The sequence below is a fragment of the Rhodospirillum rubrum ATCC 11170 genome, from assembly GCF_000013085.1.
In the GTDB taxonomy this organism is placed as follows: Bacteria; Pseudomonadota; Alphaproteobacteria; order Rhodospirillales; family Rhodospirillaceae; genus Rhodospirillum; species Rhodospirillum rubrum.
Map to the genome: position 1 here is coordinate 421,754 of NC_007643.1, position 26,154 is coordinate 447,907.

Annotated in this window: 25 protein-coding genes, 1 pseudogene and 1 CRISPR repeat array (1 of these 27 running past the window's edge); of the genes and pseudogenes, 7 read left to right on the forward strand and 19 right to left on the reverse strand. The window is 65.5% G+C overall.

Going from position 1 to position 26,154, the window contains the following annotated elements; all coding sequences use genetic code 11:
• Positions 1-1,050: direct repeats of the CRISPR family, unit length 29 nt; unit sequence GGTTCCCCCGCACTCGTGGGGATAGACCC (it extends 1,421 nt beyond the left edge of the window).
• 16 nt (positions 1,051-1,066) lie between these two features.
• Together RRU_RS19940 and RRU_RS01835 are read right to left on the reverse strand one after the other, a co-directional pair.
• Positions 1,067-1,261, reverse strand: a pseudogene (locus RRU_RS19940) (DNA methyltransferase); the annotation flags it as partial.
• A 17-nt stretch (positions 1,262-1,278) separates the two neighbouring features.
• The gene (locus tag RRU_RS01835) at positions 1,279-1,635 is read right to left on the reverse strand and encodes a plasmid mobilization protein (RefSeq protein WP_011388103.1); all 357 of its coding nucleotides are present in this window, start codon (positions 1,633-1,635) and stop codon (positions 1,279-1,281) included.
• Between the two features lie 314 nt (positions 1,636-1,949).
• On the opposite strand from RRU_RS01835, the gene RRU_RS01840 reads away from it, so the two are divergent.
• Together RRU_RS01840 and RRU_RS01845 are read left to right on the forward strand one after the other, a co-directional pair.
• Entirely contained in the window at positions 1,950-2,330 is a 381-nt protein-coding gene (locus RRU_RS01840) for a TraK family protein (protein WP_237703820.1), read from the forward strand.
• Positions 2,331-2,889: 559 nt separating this feature from the next.
• Entirely contained in the window at positions 2,890-3,492 is a 603-nt protein-coding gene (locus RRU_RS01845) for a plasmid pRiA4b ORF-3 family protein (RefSeq protein WP_011388104.1), read from the forward strand.
• A 32-nt stretch (positions 3,493-3,524) separates the two neighbouring features.
• Here the strand turns inward: RRU_RS01845 and RRU_RS01850 are convergent, their stop codons facing one another.
• Positions 3,525-4,532, reverse strand: a complete 1,008-nt coding sequence (locus tag RRU_RS01850; protein WP_014625921.1) for a replication initiator protein A — start codon at positions 4,530-4,532, stop codon at positions 3,525-3,527.
• A 44-nt stretch (positions 4,533-4,576) separates the two neighbouring features.
• Positions 4,577-4,786 carry a helix-turn-helix transcriptional regulator gene (locus tag RRU_RS01855; protein ID WP_011388106.1) on the reverse strand — a complete coding sequence of 70 codons (210 nt, stop codon included), beginning with the start codon at positions 4,784-4,786 and terminating at the stop codon, positions 4,577-4,579.
• A 106-nt stretch (positions 4,787-4,892) separates the two neighbouring features.
• On the opposite strand from RRU_RS01855, the gene RRU_RS01860 reads away from it, so the two are divergent.
• Positions 4,893-5,729, forward strand: a complete 837-nt coding sequence (locus RRU_RS01860; protein WP_042440018.1) for a hypothetical protein — start codon at positions 4,893-4,895, stop codon at positions 5,727-5,729.
• Here the strand turns inward: RRU_RS01860 and RRU_RS01865 are convergent.
• The 11 genes from RRU_RS01865 to petA form a co-directional block, all read right to left on the reverse strand.
• Positions 5,719-6,927: a tyrosine-type recombinase/integrase gene (locus RRU_RS01865; protein ID WP_011388107.1), complete on the reverse strand. Its 1,209-nt coding sequence runs from the start codon at positions 6,925-6,927 to the stop codon at positions 5,719-5,721. The two genes, RRU_RS01860 and RRU_RS01865, sit on opposite strands and share 11 nt — an antisense overlap.
• A 305-nt stretch (positions 6,928-7,232) precedes the next feature.
• On the reverse strand, positions 7,233-8,810 hold the full coding sequence (gene guaA, locus RRU_RS01870) for a glutamine-hydrolyzing GMP synthase (protein ID WP_011388108.1): 1,578 nt from the start codon (positions 8,808-8,810) through the stop codon (positions 7,233-7,235).
• Between the two features lie 155 nt (positions 8,811-8,965).
• Entirely contained in the window at positions 8,966-10,183 is a 1,218-nt protein-coding gene (locus RRU_RS01875) for an NADP-dependent isocitrate dehydrogenase (RefSeq protein WP_011388109.1), read from the reverse strand.
• A gap of 244 nt (positions 10,184-10,427) precedes the next feature.
• Positions 10,428-11,024 (reverse strand): TIGR00730 family Rossman fold protein, encoded by a 597-nt coding sequence (locus RRU_RS01880; protein WP_011388110.1) that lies wholly within the window; start codon positions 11,022-11,024, stop codon positions 10,428-10,430.
• 82 nt (positions 11,025-11,106) lie between these two features.
• Positions 11,107-11,766 carry a biliverdin-producing heme oxygenase gene (locus tag RRU_RS01885; protein ID WP_011388111.1) on the reverse strand — a complete coding sequence of 220 codons (660 nt, stop codon included), beginning with the start codon at positions 11,764-11,766 and terminating at the stop codon, positions 11,107-11,109.
• A gap of 56 nt (positions 11,767-11,822) precedes the next feature.
• The gene (gene ald2, locus RRU_RS01890; protein ID WP_011388112.1) at positions 11,823-12,488 is read right to left on the reverse strand and encodes a bifunctional 5-methylthioribulose-1-phosphate/5-deoxyribulose-1-phosphate aldolase; all 666 of its coding nucleotides are present in this window, start codon (positions 12,486-12,488) and stop codon (positions 11,823-11,825) included.
• A complete protein-coding gene (gene mtnA / locus RRU_RS01895) occupies positions 12,488-13,660 on the reverse strand; it encodes an S-methyl-5-thioribose-1-phosphate isomerase (RefSeq protein ID WP_011388113.1) in 1,173 nt (390 codons plus the stop codon). The genes ald2 and mtnA overlap by 1 nt, the downstream gene beginning before the upstream one ends.
• A gap of 42 nt (positions 13,661-13,702) precedes the next feature.
• Positions 13,703-14,587: an S-methyl-5'-thioadenosine phosphorylase gene (locus RRU_RS01900; protein ID WP_011388114.1), complete on the reverse strand. Its 885-nt coding sequence runs from the start codon at positions 14,585-14,587 to the stop codon at positions 13,703-13,705.
• 180 nt (positions 14,588-14,767) lie between these two features.
• Positions 14,768-15,586, reverse strand: a complete 819-nt coding sequence (locus tag RRU_RS01905; RefSeq protein WP_011388115.1) for a cytochrome c1 — start codon at positions 15,584-15,586, stop codon at positions 14,768-14,770.
• Positions 15,587-15,612: 26 nt separating this feature from the next.
• Entirely contained in the window at positions 15,613-16,830 is a 1,218-nt protein-coding gene (locus tag RRU_RS01910) for a cytochrome b (RefSeq protein ID WP_011388116.1), read from the reverse strand.
• Between the two features lie 13 nt (positions 16,831-16,843).
• A complete protein-coding gene (gene petA / locus RRU_RS01915; RefSeq protein ID WP_011388117.1) occupies positions 16,844-17,395 on the reverse strand; it encodes a ubiquinol-cytochrome c reductase iron-sulfur subunit in 552 nt (183 codons plus the stop codon).
• Between the two features lie 361 nt (positions 17,396-17,756).
• Between petA and RRU_RS01920 the strand changes: the two genes are divergently transcribed.
• Positions 17,757-18,239, forward strand: coding sequence for a tRNA (cytidine(34)-2'-O)-methyltransferase (locus RRU_RS01920; protein WP_011388118.1), 483 nt, complete (start codon positions 17,757-17,759; stop codon positions 18,237-18,239).
• Position 18,240: 1 nt separating this feature from the next.
• On the opposite strand, the gene RRU_RS01925 is transcribed toward RRU_RS01920, so the two are convergent.
• The 4 genes from RRU_RS01925 to RRU_RS01940 are packed head-to-tail and all read right to left on the reverse strand — an operon-like array spanning position 18,241 to position 21,350.
• Complete coding sequence (locus tag RRU_RS01925) at positions 18,241-19,692, reverse strand: CCA tRNA nucleotidyltransferase (protein ID WP_014625924.1); 1,452 nt, start codon at positions 19,690-19,692, stop codon at positions 18,241-18,243.
• Positions 19,670-20,014: a hypothetical protein gene (locus RRU_RS01930; RefSeq protein WP_014625925.1), complete on the reverse strand. Its 345-nt coding sequence runs from the start codon at positions 20,012-20,014 to the stop codon at positions 19,670-19,672. Before RRU_RS01930 ends, RRU_RS01925 begins: the two co-directional genes overlap by 23 nt.
• On the reverse strand, positions 20,011-20,742 hold the full coding sequence (locus tag RRU_RS01935) for a CoA pyrophosphatase (protein ID WP_011388120.1): 732 nt from the start codon (positions 20,740-20,742) through the stop codon (positions 20,011-20,013). The genes RRU_RS01930 and RRU_RS01935 overlap by 4 nt, the downstream gene beginning before the upstream one ends.
• Before the next feature lie 32 nt (positions 20,743-20,774).
• On the reverse strand, positions 20,775-21,350 hold the full coding sequence (locus RRU_RS01940) for a DUF1285 domain-containing protein (protein WP_014625926.1): 576 nt from the start codon (positions 21,348-21,350) through the stop codon (positions 20,775-20,777).
• 117 nt (positions 21,351-21,467) lie between these two features.
• On the opposite strand from RRU_RS01940, the gene RRU_RS01945 reads away from it, so the two are divergent.
• The 3 genes from RRU_RS01945 to RRU_RS01955 are packed head-to-tail and all read left to right on the forward strand — an operon-like array spanning position 21,468 to position 26,136.
• Positions 21,468-22,412, forward strand: a complete 945-nt coding sequence (locus RRU_RS01945) for an AAA family ATPase (RefSeq protein ID WP_014625927.1) — start codon at positions 21,468-21,470, stop codon at positions 22,410-22,412.
• A 5-nt stretch (positions 22,413-22,417) separates the two neighbouring features.
• On the forward strand, positions 22,418-23,356 hold the full coding sequence (locus RRU_RS01950) for a DUF58 domain-containing protein (RefSeq protein WP_011388123.1): 939 nt from the start codon (positions 22,418-22,420) through the stop codon (positions 23,354-23,356).
• Positions 23,353-26,136 carry a DUF4159 domain-containing protein gene (locus RRU_RS01955; protein WP_011388124.1) on the forward strand — a complete coding sequence of 928 codons (2,784 nt, stop codon included), beginning with the start codon at positions 23,353-23,355 and terminating at the stop codon, positions 26,134-26,136. The genes RRU_RS01950 and RRU_RS01955 overlap by 4 nt, the downstream gene beginning before the upstream one ends.
• Positions 26,137-26,154: the final 18 nt, after the last annotated feature.

Here is a 26,154-nt window from a genome sequence, read left to right on the forward strand (position 1 = left end):
GGGATAGACCCGTGCTCTCCGCCATACCTTGGGTGGAGCAGAAGGTTCCCCCGCACTCGTGGGGATAGACCCGCCGTGCTCGATCGATGCGATCTCGGCAGTGAGGTTCCCCCACACCCGTGGGGATAGACCCTGCCGACCGCCTGAGGCGCGAGGCCGAGGTGAGGTTCCCCCACACCCGTGGGGATAGACCCACCGCGCGGTCCTCCCTTCATTATCGATTTCAGGTTCCCCCACACCCGTGGGGATAGACCCCATGTCGCCCGCACAGCGGGAACTGGCCGCCCGGTTCCCCCACACCCGTGGGGATAGACCCGAGCACACCGAGGCGCTTGCCCGGGCGGCTGCGGGGTTCCCCCACACCCGTGGGGATAGACCCAGCCTTCTCATCTGGGCGGCAAAGCATGTTGCGGTTCCCCCACACCCGTGGGGATAGACCGTGATGAATCTCCAGGATCGCCTTATTGCTCAGGGTTCCCCCACACCCGTGGGGATAGACCCGTGTGTGAACGGACAAAACACCGCCCTCTGCTGGTTCCCCCACACCCGTGGGGATAGACCCCTTCAAAAACCCGCGATTTCCGCCGCGATTGCGGTTCCCCCACACCCGTGGGGATAGACCCCGGCCAGGACAGCACATAAGCGGCCCCGCCGCGGTTCCCCCACACCCGTGGGGATAGACCCGTTGCTGTTCGTCAGGATCGCGCCGAGAAGCGGGTTCCCCCACACCCGTGGGGATAGACCCCCGCCCTTGTTCTGATAGGCGGACCAGATCGTGGTTCCCCCACACCCGTGGGGATAGACCCAGCCCCCGGAATTCCCGCTCACTTGCGGTGCCGGTTCCCCCACACCCGTGGGGATAGACCCGCCGTAATGCCGCAAGACCCCGGCTTGGCGCGGGTTCCCCCGCACTCGTGGGGATAGACCCATCCAATCATCTGGCTCGCGGTTCGAGCCGCTGGTTCCCCCGCACTCGTGGGGATAGACCCTCGGCGGGAAGTTCATTTCGTGCATTGCGATTGGTTCCCCCGCACTCGTGGGGATAGACCAGCATTCGGACCACTCTGATAGACAGCCAATCGAGCCGCAGGGCGTTGCCGCAAGTTATCCAGTTTTCCTTGTTCAGTGGCAGGAACTCGGCCAGCGCCAGCTTCTGTCCGCGGTACAGCACGTCCGCCTGGTATTCGGCGATGATGAGGGCGAGGCGCGCGATCTCGGCCTCGATGGCCCGCATCTCCTTGTAAGCGATGACAAGGAAATCGTTCCATCTACTCGCTGTCATTTCAGCGCCTGCCGCATCATTCGCGATAGGTCGGTCTGCAACGTGCGAAACTCACCCATCATGCGTTCCACATCAGTCGCCGGCGCGCCGTGTCCGCGCCGTTCGGCAAGCCATAATTTCAGCAAGCCGGCGACCCGGCCGAGATCGCCGTTGATACGGCCCAGCTCGGCGACGGCTTTCAAATCATAGACCGACCGAACCGGGTGATTGAGCGCCGCTGCTCGCACATAACCCGACACGCCCATGCCAGTGCTGGCGGCGCGCTGCTCGATCTCGCGCGCCTCTTCCTCCGTCGCCCGAAAACGCATTGTTCGGTCGCGCTTCGCCGACTGACTTTTGGTGCTTTGTTCCATCGTCGAAACCCTTCATCGCCCGATTGTCGCGGCAGCGATTGTATGCCTCGCAGAGCAAGTTACGTCGAACCGAAGGTGAGTAAGGCCGGGGTTTCGTTGCTGCTCGGCTTCGCCGTGTAGCTACAAACACACATCTTGCCGTCACCTTTGCCGTCACCTTTGCCGTCACCTTTGTGTGCGCAATCATGCGCAACTCCGCGAACCCGGTACAATAGCCATCTTTACGCATATCTACGCATGATTAGTCATCTCTAATCGTCGTAAATCGTTGCTGCGCCGAAAATTTATGCGCATATTTGCGCAACAATGCGCAAGTGGAGATTTCGACGATCATGGCACTAAAAGGGAAGCTGACGGGCGCGGGACGCGTCGCGTTCTTGGCGCAACTCGAAAAATTCCGGGAGCATGTGAACGCTGGCTGGCCGTTGACGGTTATTTACGAAAACTATGGCGGAGCGAGCACCGGATTAAGCTACAGCCAATTCGCCCGATACGTTGGCAAGCATATCCGTCCTCCCAGCAAGCGAGGCATTCAAGGCTCGAATGTTCGAGATGAGATGCCCCCGCCAGCACCGGCAATACCGGCACAAGATCAGTCGCCATCCCCGGTGCCGAAGATCTCGAAAGCACCAAAAAAAGAAAACGGTTTTCAGCACAATCCCAACAGCGGAAACGAACGAGACGACCTTATCTGAAATTGCCGTTCGCCACGATCCGGTGAGGTCGCTTGTGATGTCATCATTCTTGTCCGTCAAACGACCGTTTGGCGGACCCCAGCAACGTGTCCGTTTTCCACTGGTCTGCGATGAGTTTGCGGACGGTAGAGAAATGCGGACAGAAAGCGGACGCTTTCGTTGGCTTGGGTCACGTCCCCCCGAGTGGTGTAACAGCGTGTGCCTGGGGATGATGGCGCAGGGCGCGGAGCGCCTAGCCGGGTGCGGTGACGCAGCCGGCTCTAAGTTAAATATATAGAGTTAAAACGCGCGCGCGCGTTACACTCTCAAAAACTCCCAAATTATCATTATAGCGCAATTGCTTACGGAATCGCCCTGCACCTAAAAGCACGAAATGGGGTGCACCTAAAAGCACGTGCCATACGCGGCCAAGTGCACCTAAAAGCACGAAACGATTTGCGGCTCGGGAAAAGTTATCCACAGGGCGGTAGCCGAAGGCGATATAGCGAACCTAGGTCTGGGAGGTCGAACTCACGCCCTGGGGCTGGACAGCCAACGGGACGCCCGTCAGCATGGCGGCATGACCGATCAGATCGTCCGTATCCGCATCACGCTCGACGACATGCAGCCGGCCATCTGGCGCCGGGTCGAACTGCCGGCCTCCAATAGCCTCAGGACCCTGCACCTAGCAATCCAGGCCGTCATGCTGTTCGAGAACTACCACCTGTTCCGCTTCGATGTCGGCGAGGCCAGCTATGGCATTCCGCTCGATGACGACTGGATGGGCCCGCCGACGCGTGATGCCGCTAACATCCGCCTCGGCAAGCTCATCGAGCGCGGCGTCACCACGTTTATCTACACCTATGACTTCGGTGACGACTGGCGACACAGCGTCGAGATCGAAGGCGTCTTCCCCGCCGAATCCGAGACTGACTATCCTCGGTTCGTCGATGGCGAGCGCCGCGCGCCGCCTGAAGATGTCGGTGGCCTTCCCGGCTTCGAAGAGTTTCTCGACGCCGTGGCGAAACCGCGCCATTCAGCTCGCAAATCCATGCTCGAATGGTACGGCCGACCTTTCGACCCCGCCGACATCAGCCCTGACGAAATCCACACCCGCATGGCCAAGCTCGCCAAGCGGCGCGCGCAAGGCAAGACCGCACACGCGAAATCCCTCAGCACCTGAGAACGGTGGCAGCTCGCCGCCGGCTATTCGCGTCAGCGATTGGCGGAGCGCGGGCGCTTTCCTGCTTTCCGTGCGTGAGCTTTCTCATGCGCGACCAACGGCGCGTGGGGGCGTCCAGCCAGCATGTCCTTGGCTTCAGCCACCCGACCTGTCGGGCCAAAGGCGTAGAACGTAACCATGTCCCGCGCCGGATCGTAGGACATCAGATAATCCGGCAAATGCCCGGACTGAACCAGCGCCCGCACGTCTTCGCGAAAGTTGCGCAGCGGCGATGCGCTGCCGCTCTTCTTGTGAAGCACCGCCAGTGAAATCAGCCAGCTCGGTTGTGTGCCGCAGTGCTTTCGCGCCAATTCGTAGATGCGCCTTTCCAGCGGCTTGCGAAGGCGGAAATAGTCACGGCTCAAGGCCAACACGTGCATGGCTTCGACGGACCGATACAACCAGTAGGGCAACGTCACCTCGACGGCAACCATTCGGTTTCTTCGATCGTGCTCGACGACCTTGGCCGAGTCCACAAGTCCAAAAAACCCGCGCTCGCGCTTGCCCGCCGTCTCGATGTTTGTCTCTATCCGCGTGCCGGTGAGCCGTGCGAGCATCTCGCCCATTCGGATATAGGCTCGGCCGCTCGTGTCGCGATTTGTGGCACGAAGGAAGTCGTACGCCTTGAAGCGCACGACGCGAAAGACTTCCTGCCCCGCGTTCCTGGCCTCGACCATCTGGCTGACGCAGTAAATCCACAAATCCTTGTCGTGGATCGTGGCGCAGCCGTCGTGACCCGGCTTCACGGTGACGGTGAAGCCGTTGCGCTCGTAAGTTCTAACGCGGCTGTCGCCAGCTTTCAGCGCGAATAGCGGATGCTCCATGCTGGCCATGTCACCCTTGGGGACGGCATCCAGAATGTCGGCTACGAAAAAATCGCCCTGCGCCGTACGATCTGGCGCAAGGCGGGACGTTCTTTCACGCCCGATGCGTTCGCCCCGCCCAACCTGGGAGGCTCTCCGCTGTTGATCGAGAAGGGCGGCCAGCCCGTCGCGTGCCACGACTTAGTTTCCAGAGGCTGGGCAGCGGGCCAATATATTGCGGCTCAGGCGCCGGGGCGCGCGGCTTGAGCGCCTGACGACCTGCGCGCCTCAATCCATTCTTCGATCTCGGCCAAATCCCACGCGACACTCCGGCTTGTGAGGGCGATGCGGCGGGGAAACTCCCCGCGCTGCTCCATGTTGTAAATCGTCCGCTCGGCCAGCGGGATCATGGCATGGAGTTTCTTGCGGTTGATGAGTGTCTTGATCTCCATGCCGGCGTCCTTCGGTATCAGTCAGATGCTTGACGATACCGTTCGGTGCCAGCGGGCTGCGGCGAAAAAGTTAGAATGTCGTTGACAGTTGGGCTATCGTGGAGCCATGGCCAAGACAGCACGAAACGCCTTTGATCCGTATCTTGAACGGTTGGTGAGGGAGCGCGATACGTCGTCAGCCCGCATACGAGCCAAGCTGGATCATCACTATATGTGGTGCTTCTGCGAACTCTGCTGGCGACCCACAGAGTATTCGACCATTTTGGAGGCACCTGCCGTCATAAAGCGTTTGGCAGGCGGGAACGCGAAGGCCGTGCCACTCACTGACGCAATACGCTCAGCAGCACAGACGAAGGCCGATGACGTAGTGGCACGCTACGAGCAGGCACTTGCAGGGAAGTTCGGCCGATTTGGTGCCGCCCGCATGTGGGGCGCTTACTATGACGCATTCGAAATGCGCGGCGACCAATCCGTGTCTGGCTTCCGGGATCGTGTCGAAAGGATAATGCTTTATCGCGAATGGGCACGGCACGGAGAGTTGCTCGGGTCCAATCGCCTTCCTGGTCAGTCTGATGGGGTGGCGAAGCCCAGCAAACTTTACTGCGAAGCGCACAATCCACGGCGCGGCGATGATGCGCGTCGTGCTTATCAGCGGGATAGACGGTTTGCTGGCAAGTATGAGGAGCTGATCGAACAAATCTGGCGGAAGGGCATAAATAGTGCCGTTCTTCCCTCATGGGATATCGAGGCTCACGCGGATGTCAGGAGAGAAGCCTATCGCCAGCTTCAGGCGCTGAAGGCACCCAGGGCACCGATCAGCATGATCGACGATTTGCTGGCCCAAGGCATGAAACAGACCGAGATAGCGCGCAAGCTCGACGTGTCGCGTCAAGCCGTTTCCGCTGCCATAAAGCGCCGCGCGCAGAAACGCGCTACACGCTGACGGCCCGGCATTTCTGCGTCCACTCGTCGATCATGTCCGCCCAATCCTGCATCATTTCCACTCGCTGATCGCGGTACTCGGCCTTGTTATAGACCGCGCGCACGCCACGCTGCTCATGGGCAAGGCATTTCTCGATCCAATCGGTATTGTAACCCGCCTCGTGCAACAGCGTGCTTGCCGTGCGCCGCAAGTCATGCGGGCCAAACTTGGCGAGTGGCTTTCCTTCCTTTTGCGCCAGTTTGTAGGTCAGCGTCAGCACCTGATTGAGCGTGGCGCTACTCATCGGGGCATCGGAATCGTAACGCGATGGCAGCACATAATCCGAGCCGCCCGCGAAGGTCTTGAGAGCGATGAAGATGTCGAGCGCCTGTCTGGAAAGGAACACCAGATGCGGGTTGCGCCGCTTCATTCGCTCTTTCGGGATCGTCCAAAGCGCCTCGCTGAAATTGACCTCGCTCCAGGTCGCTTTCGTCAGTTCGCTCTTGCGCACCATCGTCAGCAGCAAGAGCTTTGCCGCCGCCCGAAATGACGGAGCTGTTCCGACGCGCTCGACATATTGGTACATCAAACCGATTTCATCCGGTGTCAGAGCGCGGTCGCGCGGCTCGAACCTGGCGATGGTGGTCGGGCGCACCAGCTCCGCGGGATTCTCGACCTTCTGGCCGCGCTCAATCGCCCACCGATAGACCTGAAACACCACCTCGCGGACGTGCACCGCCGTTGCCGGCGCGCCGCGCTCCACGATGGCATCGGTCAGTGCGCGCAAGTCCTCGTGGGTGATCTCGACCAGCTTCTGATTGCCGAATTTCGACTTAAGCTCGCGAAAGTAGATTGAGCGACGCATGTCGCGGGTGGATTCGGCCATCTGGTAGCCGCGCAGCCACTTTTCCGCCCAGGCTCCGAATGTCTCCGCATCCTTGACGCGGGCCTTGTCCCGCGCCTTTTCCTTGGCCGGAGACTTCCCTGCCGCGATCATCTTCTTGGCCTCGCCCAACCGCTCGCGGGCTTCCGCCAGGGTGATGCCACCAACACCGTAGCGACCGAAGGTGATGGTCTCCTGCCGGCCGTGGATCGCGTAGTTGTAGCGGAACGAGATTGAGCCAGAGACCGTGACGGCTACATAGAGGCCATCGCGGTCATTCACCTTGTAGAGCTTATCCCTCGGCTTGAGGTTGCGCAGCTTGGTGTCGGTCAGCATGGTTTTCGCCCTAGGCCAGTCTAAATACCATGATCCGAGCGCCTGCAATTTATCTCATAAAATTCAATAAAATCATTGAATTATGGATAATTCATACCATGAATTCCTGCCGGGGCGTACATGGTATCAGCGGCATTTCATGATATGGGCGCACTCAATACCATCTATCATGCCATGAAAAAATGGTGCTTGGCGATGCCAAAGGTTGCCAGAGAGTGCCGGACGCAATCACAAAAAAGCCCGCATTTACGCGGGCTTAGATGTGTTTTCGTGCCACTTGGTGCCGGTCTATACCAGACGCGGGATCATTCCCACTCGATCGTCCCGGGCGGCTTGCTGGTGATGTCGTAGACCACGCGGTTGACGCCTTTGACCTCGTTGATGATGCGGTTGGCGACGCGGCCGAGGAAGGTGTGGTCGAAGGGGTAGTAGTCGGCGGTCATGCCGTCGGTCGAGGTGACGGCGCGCAGGGCCAGGGCGAAGTCATAGGAGCGGGCGTCGCCCATCACCCCAACGGTGCGCACCGGCAGCAGCACGGCGAAGGCCTGCCAGATGACGTCGTAAAGCCCGGCGTTGCGGATCTCTTCCAGATAGATGGCGTCGGCCCGGCGCAGGATATCAAGCTTCTCGCGGGTCAGCGGCTGGCCGGGAATGCGGATGGCCAGGCCGGGGCCGGGGAAGGGGTGGCGGCCGACCATCTCGTCGGGCAGGCCCAATTCGCGCCCCAGATCGCGCACCTCGTCCTTGAACAGCTCGCGCAGGGGTTCGACCAGCGCCATCTTCATGCGCTCGGGCAGGCCGCCGACATTATGGTGGCTTTTGATCGTCACGCTCGGGCCGCCGGTGAACGACACGCTTTCGATCACATCGGGATAGAGCGTGCCCTGGGCCAGGAAATCGGCGCCGCCCACCTTGCGCGCCTCCTCGTCGAAGACATCAATGAAGGTGGCGCCGATGATCTTGCGCTTGGCCTCGGGGTCGACCACGCCGTCAAGCTTGCCCAGGAACAACTCGCTGGCGTCGCGATGAACCAGGGTGATGTTGAAGCGGTCGCGGAAAACGCGCACCACCTGCTCGGTCTCGCCCTGGCGCATCATGCCGTGATCGACCAGCACGCAGACCAGCTGCTCGCCGATCGCCTCGTGGATCAGCGCCGCCACCACCGAGCTGTCGACGCCGCCCGACAACCCGCAGATCACCCGGCCGCTCCCCACCTGCTCGCGCACCCGGGCGATCGCCTGATCCTTGAAGGCGGCCATCGTCCAATCGCCGCCACAGCCGCAGATGCCATGGGTGAAATTGCGCAACAGCGCCGCGCCCTTGGGGGTGTGAACCACCTCGGGGTGGAACTGCACGCCATAGAAATGGCGGGCCTCATCGGCGATGGCGGCATAGGGCGCGCCCTCGCTGACCGCCACCACCGAAAACCCTTCGGGGATGGCGTCAACGCGGTCGCCGTGGCTCATCCACACCTGATCACGCTCGCCCGGCGTCCACACGCCGTCAAACAGCGCGCAGCCGGCGGTGACCTCGACGAAGGCGCGGCCGAACTCGCGGTGATCGGGGGCCTCCACCCGGCCGCCCAATTGGGCGACCATGGTCTGCTGGCCATAGCAGATCCCCAGAACCGGCAGACCCATGGTGAACAGCTCGATCGGCGCGCGCGGCGTATCGGCCGCCGTCACCGAGGCCGGTCCGCCCGACAAGATCACGCCCTTGGGCGCGAAAGCCGCGATCGACGCCGCCGTCACCGTATTGAAGGGCTGGATCTCGCTATAGACGCCGCTTTCGCGAACCCGCCGGGCGATCAACTGGGTGACCTGCGAGCCGAAATCGATAATCAGGATGCGGTCGGTGGCGGAAACGGAAGTGCGGTCGGTCATGGAACCTGCCATTCACCTGAGGGGCGCGAAAGCGGAGCGGGGAGGGCGGACCTTACCGCAAGCGCGGCCGTGCTTCCAGGGGTCCGCGGCGGCTGGGAAACGAAAAAGGACCCCGATCGGGGTCCTTTTCCAGGAAAATCGTCCTCGAAGCGGGCTCAGCTCTTCATTTCCGCCTTCAAGGTGGCGTCGAGCTTGTCAAGGAACTGGGTGGTGGTCAGCCAGGGCTGGTCGGGCCCGATCAGGATCGCCAGATCCTTGGTCATGAAGCCGGCTTCCACGGTTTCCACGCAAACCCGCTCCAGGGCCTCGGCGAATTGCACCACATCGGGGGTGCCGTCGAACTCGCCGCGGAACTTCAATCCGCGCGTCCAGGCGAAGATCGAGGCGATGGGATTGGTCGAGGTCTCCTTGCCCTTCTGGTGCAGGCGGTAATGGCGGGTCACCGTGCCGTGGGCGGCCTCGGCCTCCACCGTCTCGCCATCGGGGGTCATCAGCACCGAGGTCATCAGGCCAAGCGAGCCGAAGCCCTGGGCCACGGTGTCGGACTGCACGTCGCCGTCATAGTTCTTGCAAGCCCAGACGAAGCCGCCCGACCACTTCATGCAGCAGGCGACCATGTCATCGATCAGGCGATGCTCATAGGTGATGCCCTTGGCCTTGAAGCGCTCGGCGAATTCGGCGTCGAAGACCTCCTGGAACAGATCCTTGAAGCGGCCGTCATAGGCTTTGAGGATGGTGTTCTTGGTCGACAGATAGACCGGCCAGTTGCGCAGGATGCCGTAGTTCAGGCAGGCGCGGGCGAAGCCGCGGATCGAGTCGTCGAGGTTGTACATGCCCATGGCCACGCCGGCGCCCGGGAATTTGAACACCTCGTACTCCTGGGCCGGACCGCCGTCCTCGGGCTTGAAGCTCATCGTCAGGGTGCCGGCGCCGGGAACGATGAAATCCGTCGCCTTGTACTGGTCGCCAAAGGCGTGACGGCCGATGACGATGGGCTGGGTCCAGCCGGGCACCAGACGCGGCACGTTCTTGCAGATGATCGGCTCGCGGAAGACGGTGCCATCGAGAATATTGCGGATGGTGCCATTGGGCGACTTCCACATCTTCTTCAGGCCGAACTCCTCGACGCGGGCCTCGTCGGGGGTGATGGTCGCGCATTTCACGCCGACATGATGCTTTTTGATGGCATTGGCGGCTTCGATGGTGATGCGGTCTTCGGTCTCGTCGCGCTTCTCGACCCCCAGGTCGTAATAAAGAAGATCGACGTCGAGATAGGGAAGGATCAGCTTTTCTTTAATGAACTGCCAAATGATACGAGTCATTTCATCGCCGTCGAGTTCGACGATGGGATTCTTTACCGTGATCTTGCTCATGTCGTTTCCCCGGAGAGGTTTCACGTCTTCAAGGCGTCCGGCGGGGTGTGCCCCGAGCAATCGTATCGCGCGGCAGAAAAGGGCCGTCACGGACGCGCAGACCATAGCACCGACATCGTTCGGCGCAAGGGATCTGATGGGTGGAGCGGTGGGCGTGAAACCTGTTTCGCGCCCACCACGCCACCATACTTATCTTGAAGCAAATCGTCGTCGCATTCTGGAGCAGAATGCTCGGGGATTTGCTCTAAAAGCGTTCGGACGTCGGGCTTTCCGGGTGCAGATCGCCCTCGGGCAGGCCTTGACGGGCCGCCGGGATGATCGCCTCGACGCCGTCGACCACCGTATAGAGATCGCGCACCGAGGGGCGGGCGAAGCCCTGGGCGACGATGGCGTCGATCAGGCCGAGCAGCGGGTCCCAATAGCCGTTGATATTCAAGAAAATCACCGGCTTTTCATGCAGGCCCAACTGCTTCCAGGTCAGGATCTCGAAGGTCTCGTCGAGCGTCCCCAGGCCGCCGGGCAGCACGCAGATGGCGTCGGAGCGCTCGAACATCAAGCGCTTGCGCACATGCATCGACTCGACCACATGGAGTTCCATCAGCTCGCCGTGCGGCGTTTCCACCCGGGTCAGATGCTCGGGGATGACCCCGACCACCCGGCCGCCCTCGGCGATGGCGGCGGTGGCGGTGGCGCCCATCAGCCCGACATTGCCCGCCCCGAAAACCAGGGTCAGCCCGGCGCGTCCCATCGCCGCGCCCAGGGCGCGGGCGGCGGCGAGATAGGCGGGATCGGATCCGGGAGAGGAACCGCAAAAAACGCAGATCGAACGCAGGCGCGACATCGGGGAGACCTTCCAGGAGCACAAGGCGGCGGGCCAGAGGACAAGGCGGCGGGTCGGAAAAGCGAAACGGCGGGCTCCTGACTTAACCCTGGGACGAGCGCTTGGCAACCAGCGCCGTATCAAGCCAGCGTCGCAAAGCGTCGAAAGTCGCCTTGGCGGCGGCGGTCACGCGCTGGCGATCGGCGGGATCGGCGCCAATGGTTTCGATCATCGCCGTGATCGCCCGCCACAACGGCCCGACGGCGCGGTCGCGCGACCCGAGAAACGCCGTCGCCGCGGCGATGCGCGGATCATCCGAGCGCGAGAGCGTGTTCGCCAGCCCCTGTCCGCCCAGGCGCGAGCCCTCCAGCACGTAAAGCACCCCCACCGCCTCGGCCAGCCCGGGGGCGTCGGGCAACCAGGCCTCGGCCCCGTCGGGTTCGGGCGACACCCTGACGCCGGCCGCGGCCAAACTGGCCAGATCGGCCTCGATCAGGGCGAGGCGCGGGGCGCGCTCCAGGCCGAAAGTCTGGAACGCGGCGTCGGCGGGGGCGAGAACCAGCCGCTCGGCCGCCCGGTGGAAGGCCAGGAAACAGCCGAGCAGCCGGCCATAGGCCTCGGCCTCGACATCGCCGTCGACCAAAGGCGCCAACAGCGGATGGCGGTGCAGACCCTCGTGGCGGTCGCGGGTTTCCTCACGCAGGACGGCGACCGCCGACCCGGTCGGGAAACGAGGCGGCGCCGTTTCGACGGACGGGCTCATGGGGGAGTCTCCTTGGAAAGCCCGAGGCCTTGGCAAGCCTCGGGCTTGGGCAGGCGTCAGGCGGGCGGGGAGGGGAGCTGGGCGTTATCCCCATAGGTTTTGAACTTTTCGAGCACCCGCTCCATCTCGTCGGCCGGGAGAATCTCGGGTTCGGCGATCTGCAGGCAGCGCCAATATTGTTCGGCCAGTTCCTCGACCTCGACCGCCAGCTTGATGGCGGCTTTCAAGGTGCGGCCGGTGGCGATCATGCCGTGATGGGCGAGCAGGCAGGCCTTGCGCCCCTCCATCGCCGCCAGGGCGTGCCGCGACAACTCGGCGGTTCCGAAGGTGGCATAGGCGCCAATGCGGATGTCGTTGCCGCCGGCCATCGCCACCATGTAGTGGAAAGCCGGGATCGGCCGCCCCAGACAGGCGAGAACGGTGCTGAAGGGGGCATGGGTATGGACGACCGCCCCGACATCGGGGCGCTCGGCTAGGATGTCATGGTGAAAGCGCCATTCGCTTGAAGGCTTGCGCGGGCCGCGCCATTCCCCCTCGCTATCGATGAAAACGATATCATTGGGCCGCAGATCGGCGGCCTGGAGACCCGAGGGGGTGATCAGCAGGCCATCTCCGGCCCGCACCGACAGATTGCCCGCCGTTCCCTTGTTGAGGCCGAGGGTCGTCACCTGCCGGGCGGCATCGATCAAACCATGACGCAGGGCGATCCGCGATCCGGGCATCAGAGCGCCCCGTCGGCGGTCGCCGCCGCACCTTTGCCCGCGGCGGAGCCGGCCGGAACCGGGGCGGGCGCCCGCTCGGGATACAGTCCGGCCAAGCCGGCGGCCGAAGCGGCGCAAACGCCGCGTTCGGTGATCAAGCCGGTGATCAGACGGGCCGGGGTGACATCGAAGGCGTAATTGGCGGCGGGCGAGCCGGTGGGGGTGATGGTCACCCATTCCAGGGCGCCAGCGGCGGTCCGCCCCCAAACCCGGGTGACCTCGGCGGCGTCGCGCTGCTCGATCGGGATCTCGCGCAGGCCGTCGTTCACCGTCCAGTCGATGGTCGGCCCGGGCAGCGCCACATAGAAGGGCACGGCGTTGTCGAAAGCGGCCAGCGCCTTCAGATAGGTGCCGATCTTGTTGCAGACATCGCCCGTCGCCGTGGTGCGGTCGGTGCCGACGATGACCATATCGACCAGCCCGTGCTGCATCAGATGGCCGCCGGTGTTATCGGCGATCACCGTATGGGGCACGCCGTGGCTGTTGAGTTCCCAGGCGGTCAGGCTGGCGCCCTGATTGCGCGGCCGCGTCTCGTCGACCCAGACATGGATGGGGAGGCCGGCGTCATGGGCCTTGTACAGCGGCGCCAGGGCCGTGCCCCAATCGACGGTGGCTAGCCAGCCGGCGTTGCAATGGGTCAGGATATTGATCGGGCCCTCGCCGCCCTTTTCCACGCCCTTGGTCCGGGCCAGATCCTTAATGATCCCCAGGCCATGGTCGCCGATGGCCTCGTTCAGCGCCACGTCCTCGTCACAGATCGCCCCGGCCTTGGCCCAGGCCGCTTGCGCCCGCTGGTCGGGGGGCACGGCCGCCAGAGACTCGGCCATCGCCTCGATCGCCCAGCGCAGATTGACCGCCGTCGGCCGGGTGGCGAGCAGGGTTTGACAAGCCCGGGTCAACCCCTCGTCGCTCGGGTCCTCGGCCATGCCTAAGGCCACGCCATAGGCAGCGGTCGCCCCGATCAGCGGGGCGCCGCGCACCAGCATGGCGCGGATGGCATGGGCCACGGCGCCCAGGTCGTTCAGGCGCTGGGTGACGAACTCGTGGGGAAGCCGGGTTTGATCGATGATCCACACCGCCCCGCCTTCGCGGGCCGGCCAGATCGTACGGGTAGGAGTGCCTTTGACGTTCATCGGCCGATCATCCTTGTAAAAACCGCCCCCAAGCGGGGTGGATTAGCCCAGCACCCGACCGGCGACGGCGCTCAATTTGCGCGCCATCCCGGGGTTGCGGCGATCGGGATGGGTGATGATGGCGTTGTCCAGGCTGCGGTGGCTGCCATCGGGCAAGGGATAGGGCCGGTCCTTGAGCTTGGCGGGCATCGCCTTGACCAGGGAGCGGGCCTTATCGGCGTTTTGCAGCAGCACGCGAACCACCGCCTCGACGCTGACGTGGTCGTGATCGGGGTGCCAGCAGTCGAAATCGGTGACCATGGCCACGGTGCAATAGGCGATCTCGGCTTCGCGGGCCAGCTTGGCCTCGGGCATGTTGGTCATGCCGATGACGTGGCAGCCCCATTGCCGATAGAGATTGCTTTCGGCCAGGGTCGAGAACTGCGGCCCCTCCATGCACAGATAGGTGCCGCCCCGGCGATGGGGAATGGCCAGATCGGCCAGAACCTCTTCGACGCGATCGCCCAGCCAGGCGCTGACCGGATGGGCCATGCTGACATGGGCGACCAGACCCTTGCCGAAAAAGCTCTTCTCGCGGGCGAAGGTGCGGTCGATGAACTGATCGGCGATGACGAAGGTGCCCGGCGGCAGGTCCTCGGCCAGAGAACCGACGGCGGAGACCGACAAGATCTCGGTCACGCCCGCCCGCTTCAGGGCGTCGATATTGGCGCGGTAGTTCACATCGGAGGGGGCGAGCACATGGCCACGGCCATGGCGGGGCAGAAAGGCCATCTCCAGCCCATCCAGGGTGCCGCGCAGGATCTGATCGGAAACGTCGCCGAACGGGCTTTCCACCGTTTGCCAACGCGCCCCTTCCAGACCGTCGATATCATAAACCCCCGATCCGCCGATGACCCCAAGCACCGGCTGCCGATACGCCTCGGACATGTCTTCCCCTCTTCCTGGCTGGCTCACCCTTTTGCGGGTGGGGCACCTTAGCGCGCCACCCCCCCGGATGAAAAGCCACCAAGGCGAGGGAGCCCGTCGCGGGGAGGGGCGGCGAATAAAAAACGGCCGCCGGTGGGGGCCGGCGGCCGTTTAGCGCAGGATGGCGGTTAAAGCGGTTTCTTAATGCTTGACGTCGCGCCAGATCGCCAGCTTCAGCGCCAGCAACATGGCGGTCAGAACGCCCAGGAACAGCAGAACCTTGAGACCCAGCGACTTGCGGGCATCGAGTTCCGGCTCGGCCGCCCAGTTCAGATAGGCGACGACGTCCTGAGCCATCTGATCCTTGGTGGCGGCGGTGCCGTCCTCATAGGTGATGAGGTCGTCCATCAGCGGCGGCGGCATCGAGATGGCGTGGCCGGGGAAGTAGTCGTTGAAGTACTTCGCCTCGTTGAAGGCGACCTCGAGACCCTTCTCCTGCTGCTGCTTGACCCACCATTCGGCCGGCTCGCCCGGGCTGTCGGACGCATAGCCTTCAAGCAGGCTGTAGATGTAGTTCGGACCGCCGGGGCGGGCCTTGGCAAGCAGCGACAGGTCGGGCGGCGCCGCCCCGCCATTGGCCGCGGCGGCGGCCTTGTCGTTGGCGAAGGGCGAGGGGATATGGTCGGCCGGGGTGCCCGGACGGGTGAACATATCGCCGTTGTCGTCGGGACCGGCCGGGAATTCCTTCTCGGCGGCCAGCTCCTTGATGCGGTCCTCGGAGAAACCAAGGGCGCTCAGGTTGCGATAGGCCACGCGCTTCATGCCATGGCAGGTGCTGCAGACCTCATGGAAAACCTGGAAGCCGCGCTGAAGCTGGGGCTGGTCATAGCGTCCGAAGATGCCCTTCCAGCTCCAATCCTGCTTGTGCAGGGAAACCCCGCCTTCGTTGGCCTGGGCCGCGCCGCCGATGGCCAGGACCATGCCGGCGGCCACTAGGGCCCGTTTGACGATCGTAGTCATCTCTCGTCGATCCTCTCGTGCTGCCGTCAGGCCTGGGTCGTCACCGGGGAGCTGATGCTCACCGGCAGCGGCTTGGGCTTCTCGAACCAACCCACCAGCGGGGTGATGACCAGGAAGTGCAGGAAATAATAGATGGTCGCGAGCTGGGTGATGGTCACATAGGGCTCCTCGGCGGGCATGGCGCCCAGGTAACCGAGCAGCAGGCAGTCGGCCAGGAAGACCCAGAAGAAGCCCTTGAACACCGGACGGAAGGTCGCGGAGCGCACTTTCGAGGTATCGAGCCAGGGCAGCACGAACAAGATCAAGATGGCCCCGAACATCGCCAGCACGCCGCCCAGCTTGTCGGGAACGGCCCGCAAGATGGCGTAGAACGGCAGGAAGTACCATTCCGGAACGATGTGGGTCGGCGTCACCATCGGGTTGGCCGGGATGTAGTTGTCGGGTTCGCCAAAGAAATTGGGGGCGAAGAAGACAAAGAAGCAGAATACCATCAGGAAGATGCCAAGACCGAAGGCATCCTTCACCGTGTAGTACGGGTGGAAGGGGATGGTATCGAACGGACCCTTGGCGTCGATGCCCAGGGGGTTGTTCGACTTCTTCACGTGCAGCGCCCACATGTGCAGGAACACGACCGCGAACAACAGCATCGGGAACAGATAGTGCAGCGAGAAGAAGCGGTTGAGCGTCGGGTTATCAACGCTGAAGCCACCCCAGAGCAAGGTCACGATGTCGTCGCCGACGACGGGAATCGCCGAGAACAGATTGGTGATCACCGTGGCGCCCCAGAACGACATCTGGCCCCAGGGCAAGACATAGCCCATGAAGGCGGTCGCCATCATCAGCAGCAGAATGACCAGACCCAGCCACCACAGAACTTCGCGGGGCGGCTTGTAGGATCCGTAATAGAGGCCGCGGAACATGTGCACATAGACGACGATGAAGAACATCGAAGCGCCATTGGCGTGCATGTAGCGCATCAGCCAGCCGTAATTCACGTCGCGCATGATGCGCTCGACGGAATCGAAGGCGTGGTCGACATGGGCGGTATAGCTCATCGCCAGGAAAATACCCGTGGCGATCATGATGATCATGGCGATACCGGCCAGCGAGCCGAAATTCCAAAAGTAATTGAGGTTGCGCGGAGCCGGGTAGACGACCAGTTCCTTGTGCGCCACGGTCAAGACCGGAAGCCGCTCATCGAACCACTTGAGGGCCTTGTTGTTCCAACGCGGAGGGGTATACATCGTCGGGCAGCTCCTAACCGATCAGAACCGTGGTGTCGTCCGTGAAAGCATACGGCGGCACCGGGAGGTTCAGGGGGGCGGGACCCTTGCGGATACGGCCGGCGGAATCGTAATGCGACCCATGGCAGGGGCAGAACCACCCATCGAAGTCGCCTTTGGGGTCGCCCGCCTTCTGGCCCAGCGGAATGCAGCCCAGATGCGTGCAGACGCCGACCATGACCAACCATTGGGCCTGTTGCACCCGGGCCTCGTCGGTTTGCGGATCGCGCAGCGTCGCGGGATCGACCGCGCGCGCCTCGTCGATTTCCTTTTGGGTGCGGTGGCGGACGAAAACCGGTTTGCCGCGCCAGGTAACGGTAATCGCCTGACCTTCGGCAATGGCCGACACATCCACTTCCGTGGAGGCGAGAGCCAGCGTGTCAGCGGCGGGATTCATGAAATCGATGAACGGCCAAACGGCCAGGGCGACGCCAACGGCGCCCACGGCGGTCGTGCCATAAATCAGGAAGTCGCGGCGTGATGACTCTCCGCCCGGTGTCGAGGCGGTGTGTTCGGCTTCAGCCATCCTGGTTTCCTCTCTCTTGCCTTCGCCTAGAGGACAAGTCTCGACCCCTCGGAGACAACCGCGGCAAGAAATTAGGTATAGGACGCCCCCCCTGTGATATGAGGGGCTGCCCCGCCCTGGATGCCGAGTCGACTCCGATAATCCCCCACGATCAACCGGGCCGCGACCGCCATATTCCGTTCCAGTCCGCCCCTTTGACACTCGGGACGGAGCCCCCGAAACGGCCCTCCGATACCCCGTGCTGGCAAGCACGGACCATTGCGGCGGGACGGGCGCGGATATAAAGCAAATCCCTGGTTCTGAAAAGAACAAAGATGTTTTGCGCGCTCTGGCACGCCTTGGCAATGACGAAGGTCAAACGATGGTCCGACTAGCTCTCTACCAGCCCGATATTCCACAAAATGCCGGCACCATATTAAGGTTGGGCGCCTGTTTAGGGGTCGAGGTCGATCTCATAGAGCCTTGCGGCTTTGTCCTAGACGATCGTCGCCTACGCCGCGCCGGAATGGACTATCTCGAACGCGCCGCTCTTGTGCGTCATTCGTCCTGGTCGAATTTCGTCTCTGGGCTGGCCGACGAAGCCCGCCTGATCTTGCTGACAACGCAAGCGAGCGCGTTTCATGCCGAAACTATCTTTCAGCCCAACGACGTGTTGTTGTTGGGCCGAGAGAGCGCGGGCGTTCCCCCCGAGGTCCACGAGCGCGCCGACCTGCGCATCCGGGTTCCGATGGTTCCCGGCGTGCGCTCGCTCAACATCGCCGTCACCGCCGCCCTGGTGCTCGGCGAGGCCCTGCGCCAGACCGCAAGCTGGCCGCAAGACGCCTCCCGGGGAGGGGCGGTCTGATCTATAGCGGTTCCACGCCCTTGATCGGGGCGGGCGGTTCGTCGGCGGCCCCGTCCCGCCAAGTGGCGAGCCAGGCCAGCATCTCGTCCCGCCCGGCCTGGCAGCCGCCCTCAAGCCAGCGTCCGCGCAGGGCCGCCAGGGCTTCGCCGACGGCCGGCCCCTTCAGCCCGCAGGCCAGGGCGTCGCGCCCGCCCAAGGGAAAGGTCGGCGCCGTCCAGCCCAGGGCGGTCTCGATCAAGGCCCGCCAGCGCGCGGTGCGTTCGGCCCGGGGATAAGGGCCCTTGCCGCGCTCGGCCGCCCAGCGCAGCAAGGCCCTGTCGATCACCAGATCCTTGCCCTCGCCATCAAGCAGGCGGCGCAGGGCGCCCTCGCCGGCATCGGGATCGGGCCAGCGCCCGGCCGGGGCGTCGAGCATGCCGGTAAGCCGGGCGGTCTCGGCCCGCGACAGGCGCAAGCGGGCGCCCAGGGCCGCGCCCGAGTCCCGGCTTGGGTCAGAACCGGCGACGGCGGATAGCGCCGGGGGACCGGAACCGGCGGACAGCGCCGGGGGACCGACGACGCAGGCCAACCGGCGCAAGGGATCGGCGCCCAGGCCGGGCAGCATCAAGCCCCGGGTTTCCAGCAGGGTCAGCATGCGCAAATTGGTGACGTCGCCGGCTTCGGGCAGAACCCGTTCCAGCACGTGAACGCCGCGCATCGCCATCAGCACCCCGGCGGGATCAGCGGTGTCGAGGATCTTCAGCAGTTCGCTGCGCACCCGTTCGGCCGACAGCCGGTCGAGTCCGGCGGCCTGGGCGGCACAGGCCGACAGCGCGTCGGGATCGGCGGGGGGGCGGCCAAACCGGGCGTGGAAGCGGAAGAACCGCAGGATTCGCAAATAATCCTCGGCGATGCGGTCCATCGGCCGGCCGATGAAGCGCACCCATCCGGCATGCAGATCGCTGATGCCGTCGAAATAATCAAAAACCCGGCCCTCGCGGTCGGCCGACAGGGCGTTGATGGTGAAATCGCGCCGGCCGGCGTCTTCACGGAAACTGGTGGTGAACGCCACCTCGGCATGGCGGCCATCGCAGGCGGTATCGCGGCGCAGCGTCGTCACCTCGAAAGGCTTGCCGCCGGCCACCACGGTCAGCGTGCCATGGGCAAGCCCGGTGGGCACGGCCTTCAGGCCGGCGGCTTCGATCAGGGCGATCACCCGCTCGGGCCGCTCGGTGGTGGCGATATCGATATCCATCGGCCGCAAGGGGTCGCGCCGCAGCAGGCTGTCGCGGACGCAGCCGCCAACGAAGCGGGCCTCGCCGCCCTCGGCGGTCAAGGCCGTCATCACCGCCACCGTGCGCGGATCGACCAGCCAGTCCAGGGGGCCGAGCTGACCCACCGGCGGCCGCTCGCCGGCCAGCATGGCGCCCAGGTGCCGGTCGGGACGACCCTCAATGGGGAGGCGGGGATCCATATCCTGCGTCGCCTTTGGAAGAAGGGGGCGCCGGAGCGGCTGGCGACGCCGCTGGCGGGGATTGGCCGGGAAGGGTGGCGCGCTGGGGAGTATAGACCGTTCCCGGCGGGTCGCCCTGACCGGCATAGAACCATAGCAGTCCGAAGGCCAGCATCAGCAGCAGGCCGATGGCGGCCAGCACTCCGCCCAGCGGAACCACCGGCCGCACATCGGGATCAAGCCCCTCGCGCAGGCGCTTGGCCCGGTACCAGCGCGTCCAGATCAACCAGACCACAAAAGGGATGACGACGGGCAGCAGCAGGGCGCTGAGGGCCTGGATCATCCGACCTCGCCTTCGCCCTCGGTTCTGCCAAGCACGGCGTGGAGGTTCATCAACATGGCCGCCGTCGCTCCCCAGATATAATGTTCGCGATAGGGCATCGCATAGAAGGCCCGCCGCTCGCCTTTGACCTGCCGGGTCTCGCGGCGGTGATTGGCGCCATCGAGAACGAAGGCCAGCGGCACTTCAAAGGCGTCCTCGACCTCGAAGGGATCGGGGATCAGGCGAAAGGGCGGGCTGACGACGCCAACGATCGGCGTCACGCGAAAGCCGGTCACCGTCACATAATCGTCAAGCCGGCCAAGAATGTCCACCAGCGAGGCCGGTAGGCCGATCTCCTCGGTCGCTTCGCGCAGGGCCGTGGCCTCGGCGCTGGCGTCCTCGGGCTCGCTCCGTCCCCCGGGAAAGGCGATCTGTCCGGCGTGATTGGCCAAATGGGCGGTGCGACGGGTGAGCAGCAGGCTGGGCGCGCCCGGGTGATCGACCAGCGGCACCAGAACGGCGGCCGGCCGGCAGCCCTCGGGGGGGCGTTGAAAGCCCGAAGGCGCCGTGCCGCCCAAGTCTCCCGATACCGCCCAGTCCGAGCGCTTGCCCAGGCCCTTGCCCGCCGCCAGCTTCCGGCGTAACAGGGCGCGATCAAGCAGCCCGGAGGACCACGGCCGATCGGGCCCCTGGGCGGCGGATCGGGAAAGCCCCGCGCCCCGATCCGCCGTTCCTTCGCCGTTTTCCATCCCGTCCCCAACCCGCGGCCCAAGGCCTGCGCTTACTCCTGAAGGCTGCCCAACGAAAAGAACAGCCCGTCGCTCCATACCCCGTAATCGCGACCATCGGGGCCGTCGCGTTCGACGCCGCGGGCGACCAGATCGTAATAGACCGCCCGCGTCAGCCGGGCATCGAGACCCGGACGCACCTGGACATAGGGCGAAGGCTCGCCGCTCACCGGGTCGATTTCAACGCGCAGCGGATGATCGCCATCCACCGTCACGATTTCGTCCACATTGGTGCGGAAACTCAGCACCTGATTTTCACAGCACCCCGAACGGAACAGCTCGACGGCCAGGAAAGGCGCATCCTCGACCTCGATGCTTCCCCGCTCGCAAGGCGTTATCAACCAGAAGCTTCCATCGGCCATGCGCCGTAGGACCGAGGCGAAAAGACAAACCATCTCCTTGCGCTGGATCGGCGATCCTCGGTAATGCCAGACGCCGTCACGATCGATACGAATCGGAATCTCGCCGCAGACGATCGGCTCGATCTGCTCGCAATCGAACGCGGGCATGCCGGCCGGGGGCTGGTCCTTGGGGAGGGGGCTTTTCGCCGGGGTGGTGCGTTCGTGCATCACGAGACTTACATTACCTTTCATCGGGACCCAGAAACCGCGGAGGCATCCTTGAGCGCCACATTCTCACCAACCGCCGTCACGGATCTAAAAGACATCCAAGACGTAGAAAGGCTGATGGGCCGAATCAAGGAGGCGCGCGCCGCCGTCGGCGAGGTGATCTTCGGACAGGAGGCCGTTGTCGACGAGGTTCTCGTCACTTTGCTGGCCGGAGGCCATGCCCTGCTCATCGGTCTTCCCGGGCTGGCCAAGACCAAACTGGTGCAGACGCTGGGCACGGTTGTCGGGCTTCGCGACAAGCGGGTGCAGTTCACCCCCGACCTAATGCCCGCCGATATCCTGGGCTCGGAAGTGCTCGAAGAGGACGCGGCGGGGCAGCGCGGTTTCCGCTTCCTGCCCGGCCCGGTGTTTTGCCAATTGCTGATGGCCGATGAAATCAATCGCGCCTCCCCCCGCACCCAGTCCGCCCTGCTGCAGGCGATGCAGGAGCACCGCGTCAGCGTCGCGGGTCATTACCACGATCTGCCCGCTCCCTTCCATGTTCTAGCGACTCAGAACCCAATTGAGCAGGAAGGCACCTATCCCTTGCCCGAAGCCCAGCTCGACCGCTTCCTGATGCAGGTCGATGTCGGCTATCCCGACGAGGCGGCCGAACGGCGCATGTTGGCGGCGACCACCGGGGTTCACCAGCCCGAGGCGAGGGCGGTGATGACCCCGGCCGAGCTGCAGGCGGCCCAGGCCCTGGTCCGCCGGGTGCCGGTCGGCGACAGCGTCGTCGACGCCATCTTGTCGCTGGTCCGCGCCGGTCGCCCCGAGTCCTCGCCGCTGCCCGAGGTGCGTGACTGGGTGGCCTGGGGGCCGGGGCCGCGCGCCAGCCAAGCCCTGACCCTGGCGGTGCGCGCCCGCGCCCTGCTCGATGGCCGATTCGCCCCCAGCATCGAGGACGTGATCGCTTTGGCCCATCCGATCTTGCGCCACCGCATGGCCTTGTCCTTCGGGGCGCGGGCTGATGGCGTCACCCTGGGCCGGGTCGTCGACCGGCTGATCGACAAGATCGCCTGACCGGTATGGCCCCGCTCCGCCCCCCCCGTCCCGCCGCCCCCAGGCCGGCCTCGCTCCTTGACCGGGCCGAGGCGGCGGGGGCGCGGCTGCCGCCCCTGCTGGTCGCCGCCGAACGGGTCGCCAGTTCGGTGATCCACGGCATCCACGGCCGGCGCCGCGCCGGGCCGGGCGAGGCGTTCTGGCAATTCCGCCGCTATCAGCAAGGCGATTCGCCCGCCGTCATCGATTGGCGGCGCAGCGCCAAATCCGATCCGGTCTTCGTGCGCGAATACGAATGGGAAGCCGCCCAGGCGGTCTGGCTGGGCTGCGATCTCAGCGCCTCGATGGACTATGCCAGCCGGAACGATCTGCCGACCAAGGCCTTGCGGGCCCGAGAACTGACCCTGGCCTTGGCCGTGCTGCTGGCGCGCGGCGGCGAACGCGTCGCCCTGGCCGGCCACGACAGCCGTCCCGGCCAGGGGCGGCCGGCGTTGTCGCGCATGGCTTTGGCCCTGGAACGCGGGGCGGCGGCGGGCGAGGGGGCTGCTCCGCCGCCTTCGCCGTGGTCGGCGCCGCTGGCCCGCCACGCCCGCGCCGTGATCATCGGCGATCTGCTCGACCCGGTCGAGGATCTGCGGGCGGGACTGGGGCGGATGACGGCCAATGGCGTGACCGGCCATCTTCTTCAGGTCCTTGATCCGGCCGAGGAAACCCTGCCTTTCGAAGGGCGGGTGCGCTTCGAGGGGCTGGAGGGCGAGGCCCCGCTGCTCGCCGACCGCGTCGAGGATCTGCGCGCCCGCTATCGCCAGCGCCTGCAGGCCCACCGCGAGACCGTCGGCCTGATCGCGCGCCGCGCCGGCTGGACCTTCGCCGTCCACCACACCGACGGCTCCCCCCAGGCGGCCCTTCTCGGGCTTTATCAGGCGCTCGCCGTGGCGCCCCCCTTGCGCGAGGGCCGGCGATGATCCTGGGACCCTTTACCATCGCGCTGCCCTATGTGTTGCCCTTGCTCGCCACCTTGCCGTTGCTGTGGTGGCTGTTGCGGGCGACGCCGCCGGCACCGCGCCGGGTGGTTTTCCCCGCTCTGCGCCTGCTGGCCGGCCTGCGCACCGAGGACAGGGTCAGCGCCCATACGCCCTGGTGGTTGCTGGCGCTGCGCCTGCTGGTCGCCGCCCTGGTCATCATCGGCCTCTCCCATCCGCTGTATAAGGCGACCGGCGGCCCGGCGCCCGGAACGCCCCTGGTGCTGGTCATCGACGATGGTTGGGCCGCCGGCCCCGATTGGCGCGACCGGCTGGCGGCGGCCGATCTGCTACTCGAGCGCGCCGAGCGCGATGAGCGGCCGGTGATCGTGCTGACCACGGCGGCGCGGCCGGCCGATGCCCCGGCCCCGCCGCTGGAAGCCCGCCCGGCCGGCGCCGTGCGCGGCGATCTTCAGGCGATGGCCCCCCACCCCTGGGGCACCGACCGCCGCGCCGCCGCCCTGCGGCTGGCCCAAGCGTCGATCACGCCCCCGGCCACCGTGACGTGGATCCACGACGGCATCGCCGATACCGCCCCCCCCTCCACCCCAGGGGCGCCGCCGCGGGCCGATGACACGGCCTCGCGGGATCTGGCCGAGGCCCTGGGCGGTCTGGGACCGCTGACCGTTCTGACCGCCGAGGCCGGCGCGATGGCCAGCGCCCCCCTGGTGCTTTCCCCGCCGACGCGGGCCGGCGACGGCCTCGCCCTGACCCTGACCCGCCCCCGGGGGGGAGAGATCCCCGGCCCGGCCGACCGGCTGTGGGTGCGGTTGCTTGATGGCCAGGGGCGGTTGATCGCCCGCAGCGAGGCGGTGTTCGCCGCCGGCGCCTTCGAAAGCGCCGTCGTGCTCACCCCGCCGGGCGGCGGCCAGTCGCCGCCCGCCCGCATCGAGCTTTCGCGCGACGGGGCGACGGCTTTGGCCGGGGCCGGGGCGGTCGTTCTGCTTGATGATAGCTGGCGACGCCGCCCGGTCGGGCTGGTGCCGCGCGACGAGGCGGCGGCGGTGCCGCTGCTCGATCCCTTGCACTATGTGGAAAAGGCCCTGGCCCCCCAGGCCGATCTGCGGCGCGGCGCGCTGGCCAGCCTGCTTGCCGCCCCGCCGGCGATGATCGTCTTGCCCGATCTGACCCCGGTTCCGGCGGACGAGGCCGGCGCCCTGGATGCCTGGATCCGCCAGGGCGGCACGTTGATCCGCTTTGCCGGTCCGCGCGGCGAGGCCGGGCTTGACGGATTTTTGCCGGTTCGCCTGCGCGGCGGCGACCGCCAATTGGGCGGCGCCTTGAGCTGGAGCGAGCCCGCCCGCCTTGCCCCTTTCCCCGATCATGGCCCCTTCGCCGGCCTGGAACCGCCCGCCGATGTCACCATCGCCAGTCAGGTTCTGGCCGAGCCCGAACCGGGGCTGGAGGCGCGCACCTGGGCGCGGCTGACCGATGGCACGCCGCTGGTCACCGCCCAGAGCCGGGGCCGGGGCCGGATCGTGCTGTTCCATGTGACCGCCGATCCGCGCTGGTCGTCGTTGCCGCTTTCGGGAGTCTTCGTGCGCATGCTTGAGCGGGTGATCACCGCCACCCCCGGCCTAATGGCGGGCGGGGCCGACCGCTCCCGTCCGCTGGCGCCCTGGCGGGTGCTTGACGGCTTTGGCCGGTTGGCAACGCCCGGTCCCGAGGTTCGGCCGCTCGACGGCCCGGCCGTCGCCGTCGGCGCCGATCACCCCCCCGGCCTCTATGGTGATGACAGCGCGACCCGGGCCCTTAACCTCGCGCCGTCGCTGGCCCCGGTGAGCGCGCAAACCAAGTGGCCCCCGGCCACGCAAAGGCAGTCGCTGGGCGGCTTGGCCCGCGATCGCGACCTGATGCCCTGGCTGCTGGCGACGGCCCTGGCCCTGGCCGTGGTCGATCTGATTGCCACCCTGGCCCTGCGCGGGCTGTTGGTTCCGCCGCGCCGCCGTCCGGGCCTGTCGACGATGGTTGTGGTGATCGCCGGTCTGTGGCTGGCCGCCCCGCCCCTGGCGCGGGCCCAGCAGCCCGGCCCGCCCGAGGATGCCGAGACCCTGGTGCGCGAGGCCGCCTTGCAAACCCGGCTGGCCTATGTGCTCACCGGCGATCCCGCCGTCGATCAGGTCAGCGCCGCCGGCCTGGGCGCCCTGACCGAGGTGCTGGGCCGCCGCACCTCGGCCGCCCTTGCTCCGCCCCTTGGCATCGCCCTGGAAAGCCAGGACCCCCGGGTCTTTCCCTTGCTCTATTGGCCGGTCAGCGGCAGCCAGCCCCCGCTGTCGACCCGGGCGCGCGAGCGGGTCAACGCCTATATGCGCTATGGCGGGCTTTTGGTGATCGATACCCGCGACGGCGGCGATGCCCGGGCCCTGGCCGAGGGATTGGAGATTCCGCCGCTGCGCGAAGCCGGTCCCGATCACGTTTTGGGCCGCAGCTTCTATCTGCTGGGCGATTTTCCCGGGCGGGTGGCGGGCAATGCCACCTGGGTCGCCGCCGATGGCGGGGATACGGATGGCGTCTCGCCGGTGGTCATCGGTGGCAACGACTGGGCGGCGGCCTGGGCTAACCAGCCCGGCGAGGGCTATCTGTTCGCCGTCACCCCCGGTGGCGAGCGCCAGCGCGAAATGGCCTATCGCTTTGGCGTCAATCTGGTGATGTACGCCCTGACTGGCAGTTACAAAGGCGATCAGGTTCATCTGCCCGCCATCCTGGAACGCCTGACCAATTAAGCGCCCCCCCCACAAGGG

What these genes read in the sequence shown, in the direction of transcription:
- RRU_RS01940 (WP_014625926.1), bottom strand. Translation starts at nt 21,350, where the DNA reads ATGCACGAACGCACCACCCCGGCGAAAAGCCCCCTCCCCAAGGACCAG.
- RRU_RS01835 (WP_011388103.1), bottom strand. Translation starts at nt 1,635, where the DNA reads ATGGAACAAAGCACCAAAAGTCAGTCGGCGAAGCGCGACCGAACAATG.
- RRU_RS01885 (WP_011388111.1), bottom strand. Translation starts at nt 11,766, where the DNA reads ATGAGCCCGTCCGTCGAAACGGCGCCGCCTCGTTTCCCGACCGGGTCG.
- RRU_RS01845 (WP_011388104.1), top strand. Translation starts at nt 2,890, where the DNA reads ATGACCGATCAGATCGTCCGTATCCGCATCACGCTCGACGACATGCAG.
- RRU_RS01920 (WP_011388118.1), top strand. Translation starts at nt 17,757, where the DNA reads ATGGTCCGACTAGCTCTCTACCAGCCCGATATTCCACAAAATGCCGGC.
- ald2 (WP_011388112.1), bottom strand. Translation starts at nt 12,488, where the DNA reads ATGCCCGGATCGCGGATCGCCCTGCGTCATGGTTTGATCGATGCCGCC.
- petA (WP_011388117.1), bottom strand. Translation starts at nt 17,395, where the DNA reads ATGGCTGAAGCCGAACACACCGCCTCGACACCGGGCGGAGAGTCATCA.
- RRU_RS01945 (WP_014625927.1), top strand. Translation starts at nt 21,468, where the DNA reads ATGGGCCGAATCAAGGAGGCGCGCGCCGCCGTCGGCGAGGTGATCTTC.
- RRU_RS01950 (WP_011388123.1), top strand. Translation starts at nt 22,418, where the DNA reads ATGGCCCCGCTCCGCCCCCCCCGTCCCGCCGCCCCCAGGCCGGCCTCG.
- RRU_RS01860 (WP_042440018.1), top strand. Translation starts at nt 4,893, where the DNA reads ATGGCCAAGACAGCACGAAACGCCTTTGATCCGTATCTTGAACGGTTG.
- RRU_RS01905 (WP_011388115.1), bottom strand. Translation starts at nt 15,586, where the DNA reads ATGACTACGATCGTCAAACGGGCCCTAGTGGCCGCCGGCATGGTCCTG.
- mtnA (WP_011388113.1), bottom strand. Translation starts at nt 13,660, where the DNA reads ATGAACGTCAAAGGCACTCCTACCCGTACGATCTGGCCGGCCCGCGAA.
- RRU_RS01900 (WP_011388114.1), bottom strand. Translation starts at nt 14,587, where the DNA reads ATGTCCGAGGCGTATCGGCAGCCGGTGCTTGGGGTCATCGGCGGATCG.
- RRU_RS01855 (WP_011388106.1), bottom strand. Translation starts at nt 4,786, where the DNA reads ATGGAGATCAAGACACTCATCAACCGCAAGAAACTCCATGCCATGATC.
- RRU_RS01865 (WP_011388107.1), bottom strand. Translation starts at nt 6,927, where the DNA reads ATGCTGACCGACACCAAGCTGCGCAACCTCAAGCCGAGGGATAAGCTC.
- RRU_RS01880 (WP_011388110.1), bottom strand. Translation starts at nt 11,024, where the DNA reads ATGTCGCGCCTGCGTTCGATCTGCGTTTTTTGCGGTTCCTCTCCCGGA.
- RRU_RS01925 (WP_014625924.1), bottom strand. Translation starts at nt 19,692, where the DNA reads ATGGATCCCCGCCTCCCCATTGAGGGTCGTCCCGACCGGCACCTGGGC.
- RRU_RS01955 (WP_011388124.1), top strand. Translation starts at nt 23,353, where the DNA reads ATGATCCTGGGACCCTTTACCATCGCGCTGCCCTATGTGTTGCCCTTG.
- RRU_RS01935 (WP_011388120.1), bottom strand. Translation starts at nt 20,742, where the DNA reads ATGGAAAACGGCGAAGGAACGGCGGATCGGGGCGCGGGGCTTTCCCGA.
- guaA (WP_011388108.1), bottom strand. Translation starts at nt 8,810, where the DNA reads ATGACCGACCGCACTTCCGTTTCCGCCACCGACCGCATCCTGATTATC.
- RRU_RS01930 (WP_014625925.1), bottom strand. Translation starts at nt 20,014, where the DNA reads ATGATCCAGGCCCTCAGCGCCCTGCTGCTGCCCGTCGTCATCCCTTTT.
- RRU_RS01875 (WP_011388109.1), bottom strand. Translation starts at nt 10,183, where the DNA reads ATGAGCAAGATCACGGTAAAGAATCCCATCGTCGAACTCGACGGCGAT.
- RRU_RS01910 (WP_011388116.1), bottom strand. Translation starts at nt 16,830, where the DNA reads ATGTATACCCCTCCGCGTTGGAACAACAAGGCCCTCAAGTGGTTCGAT.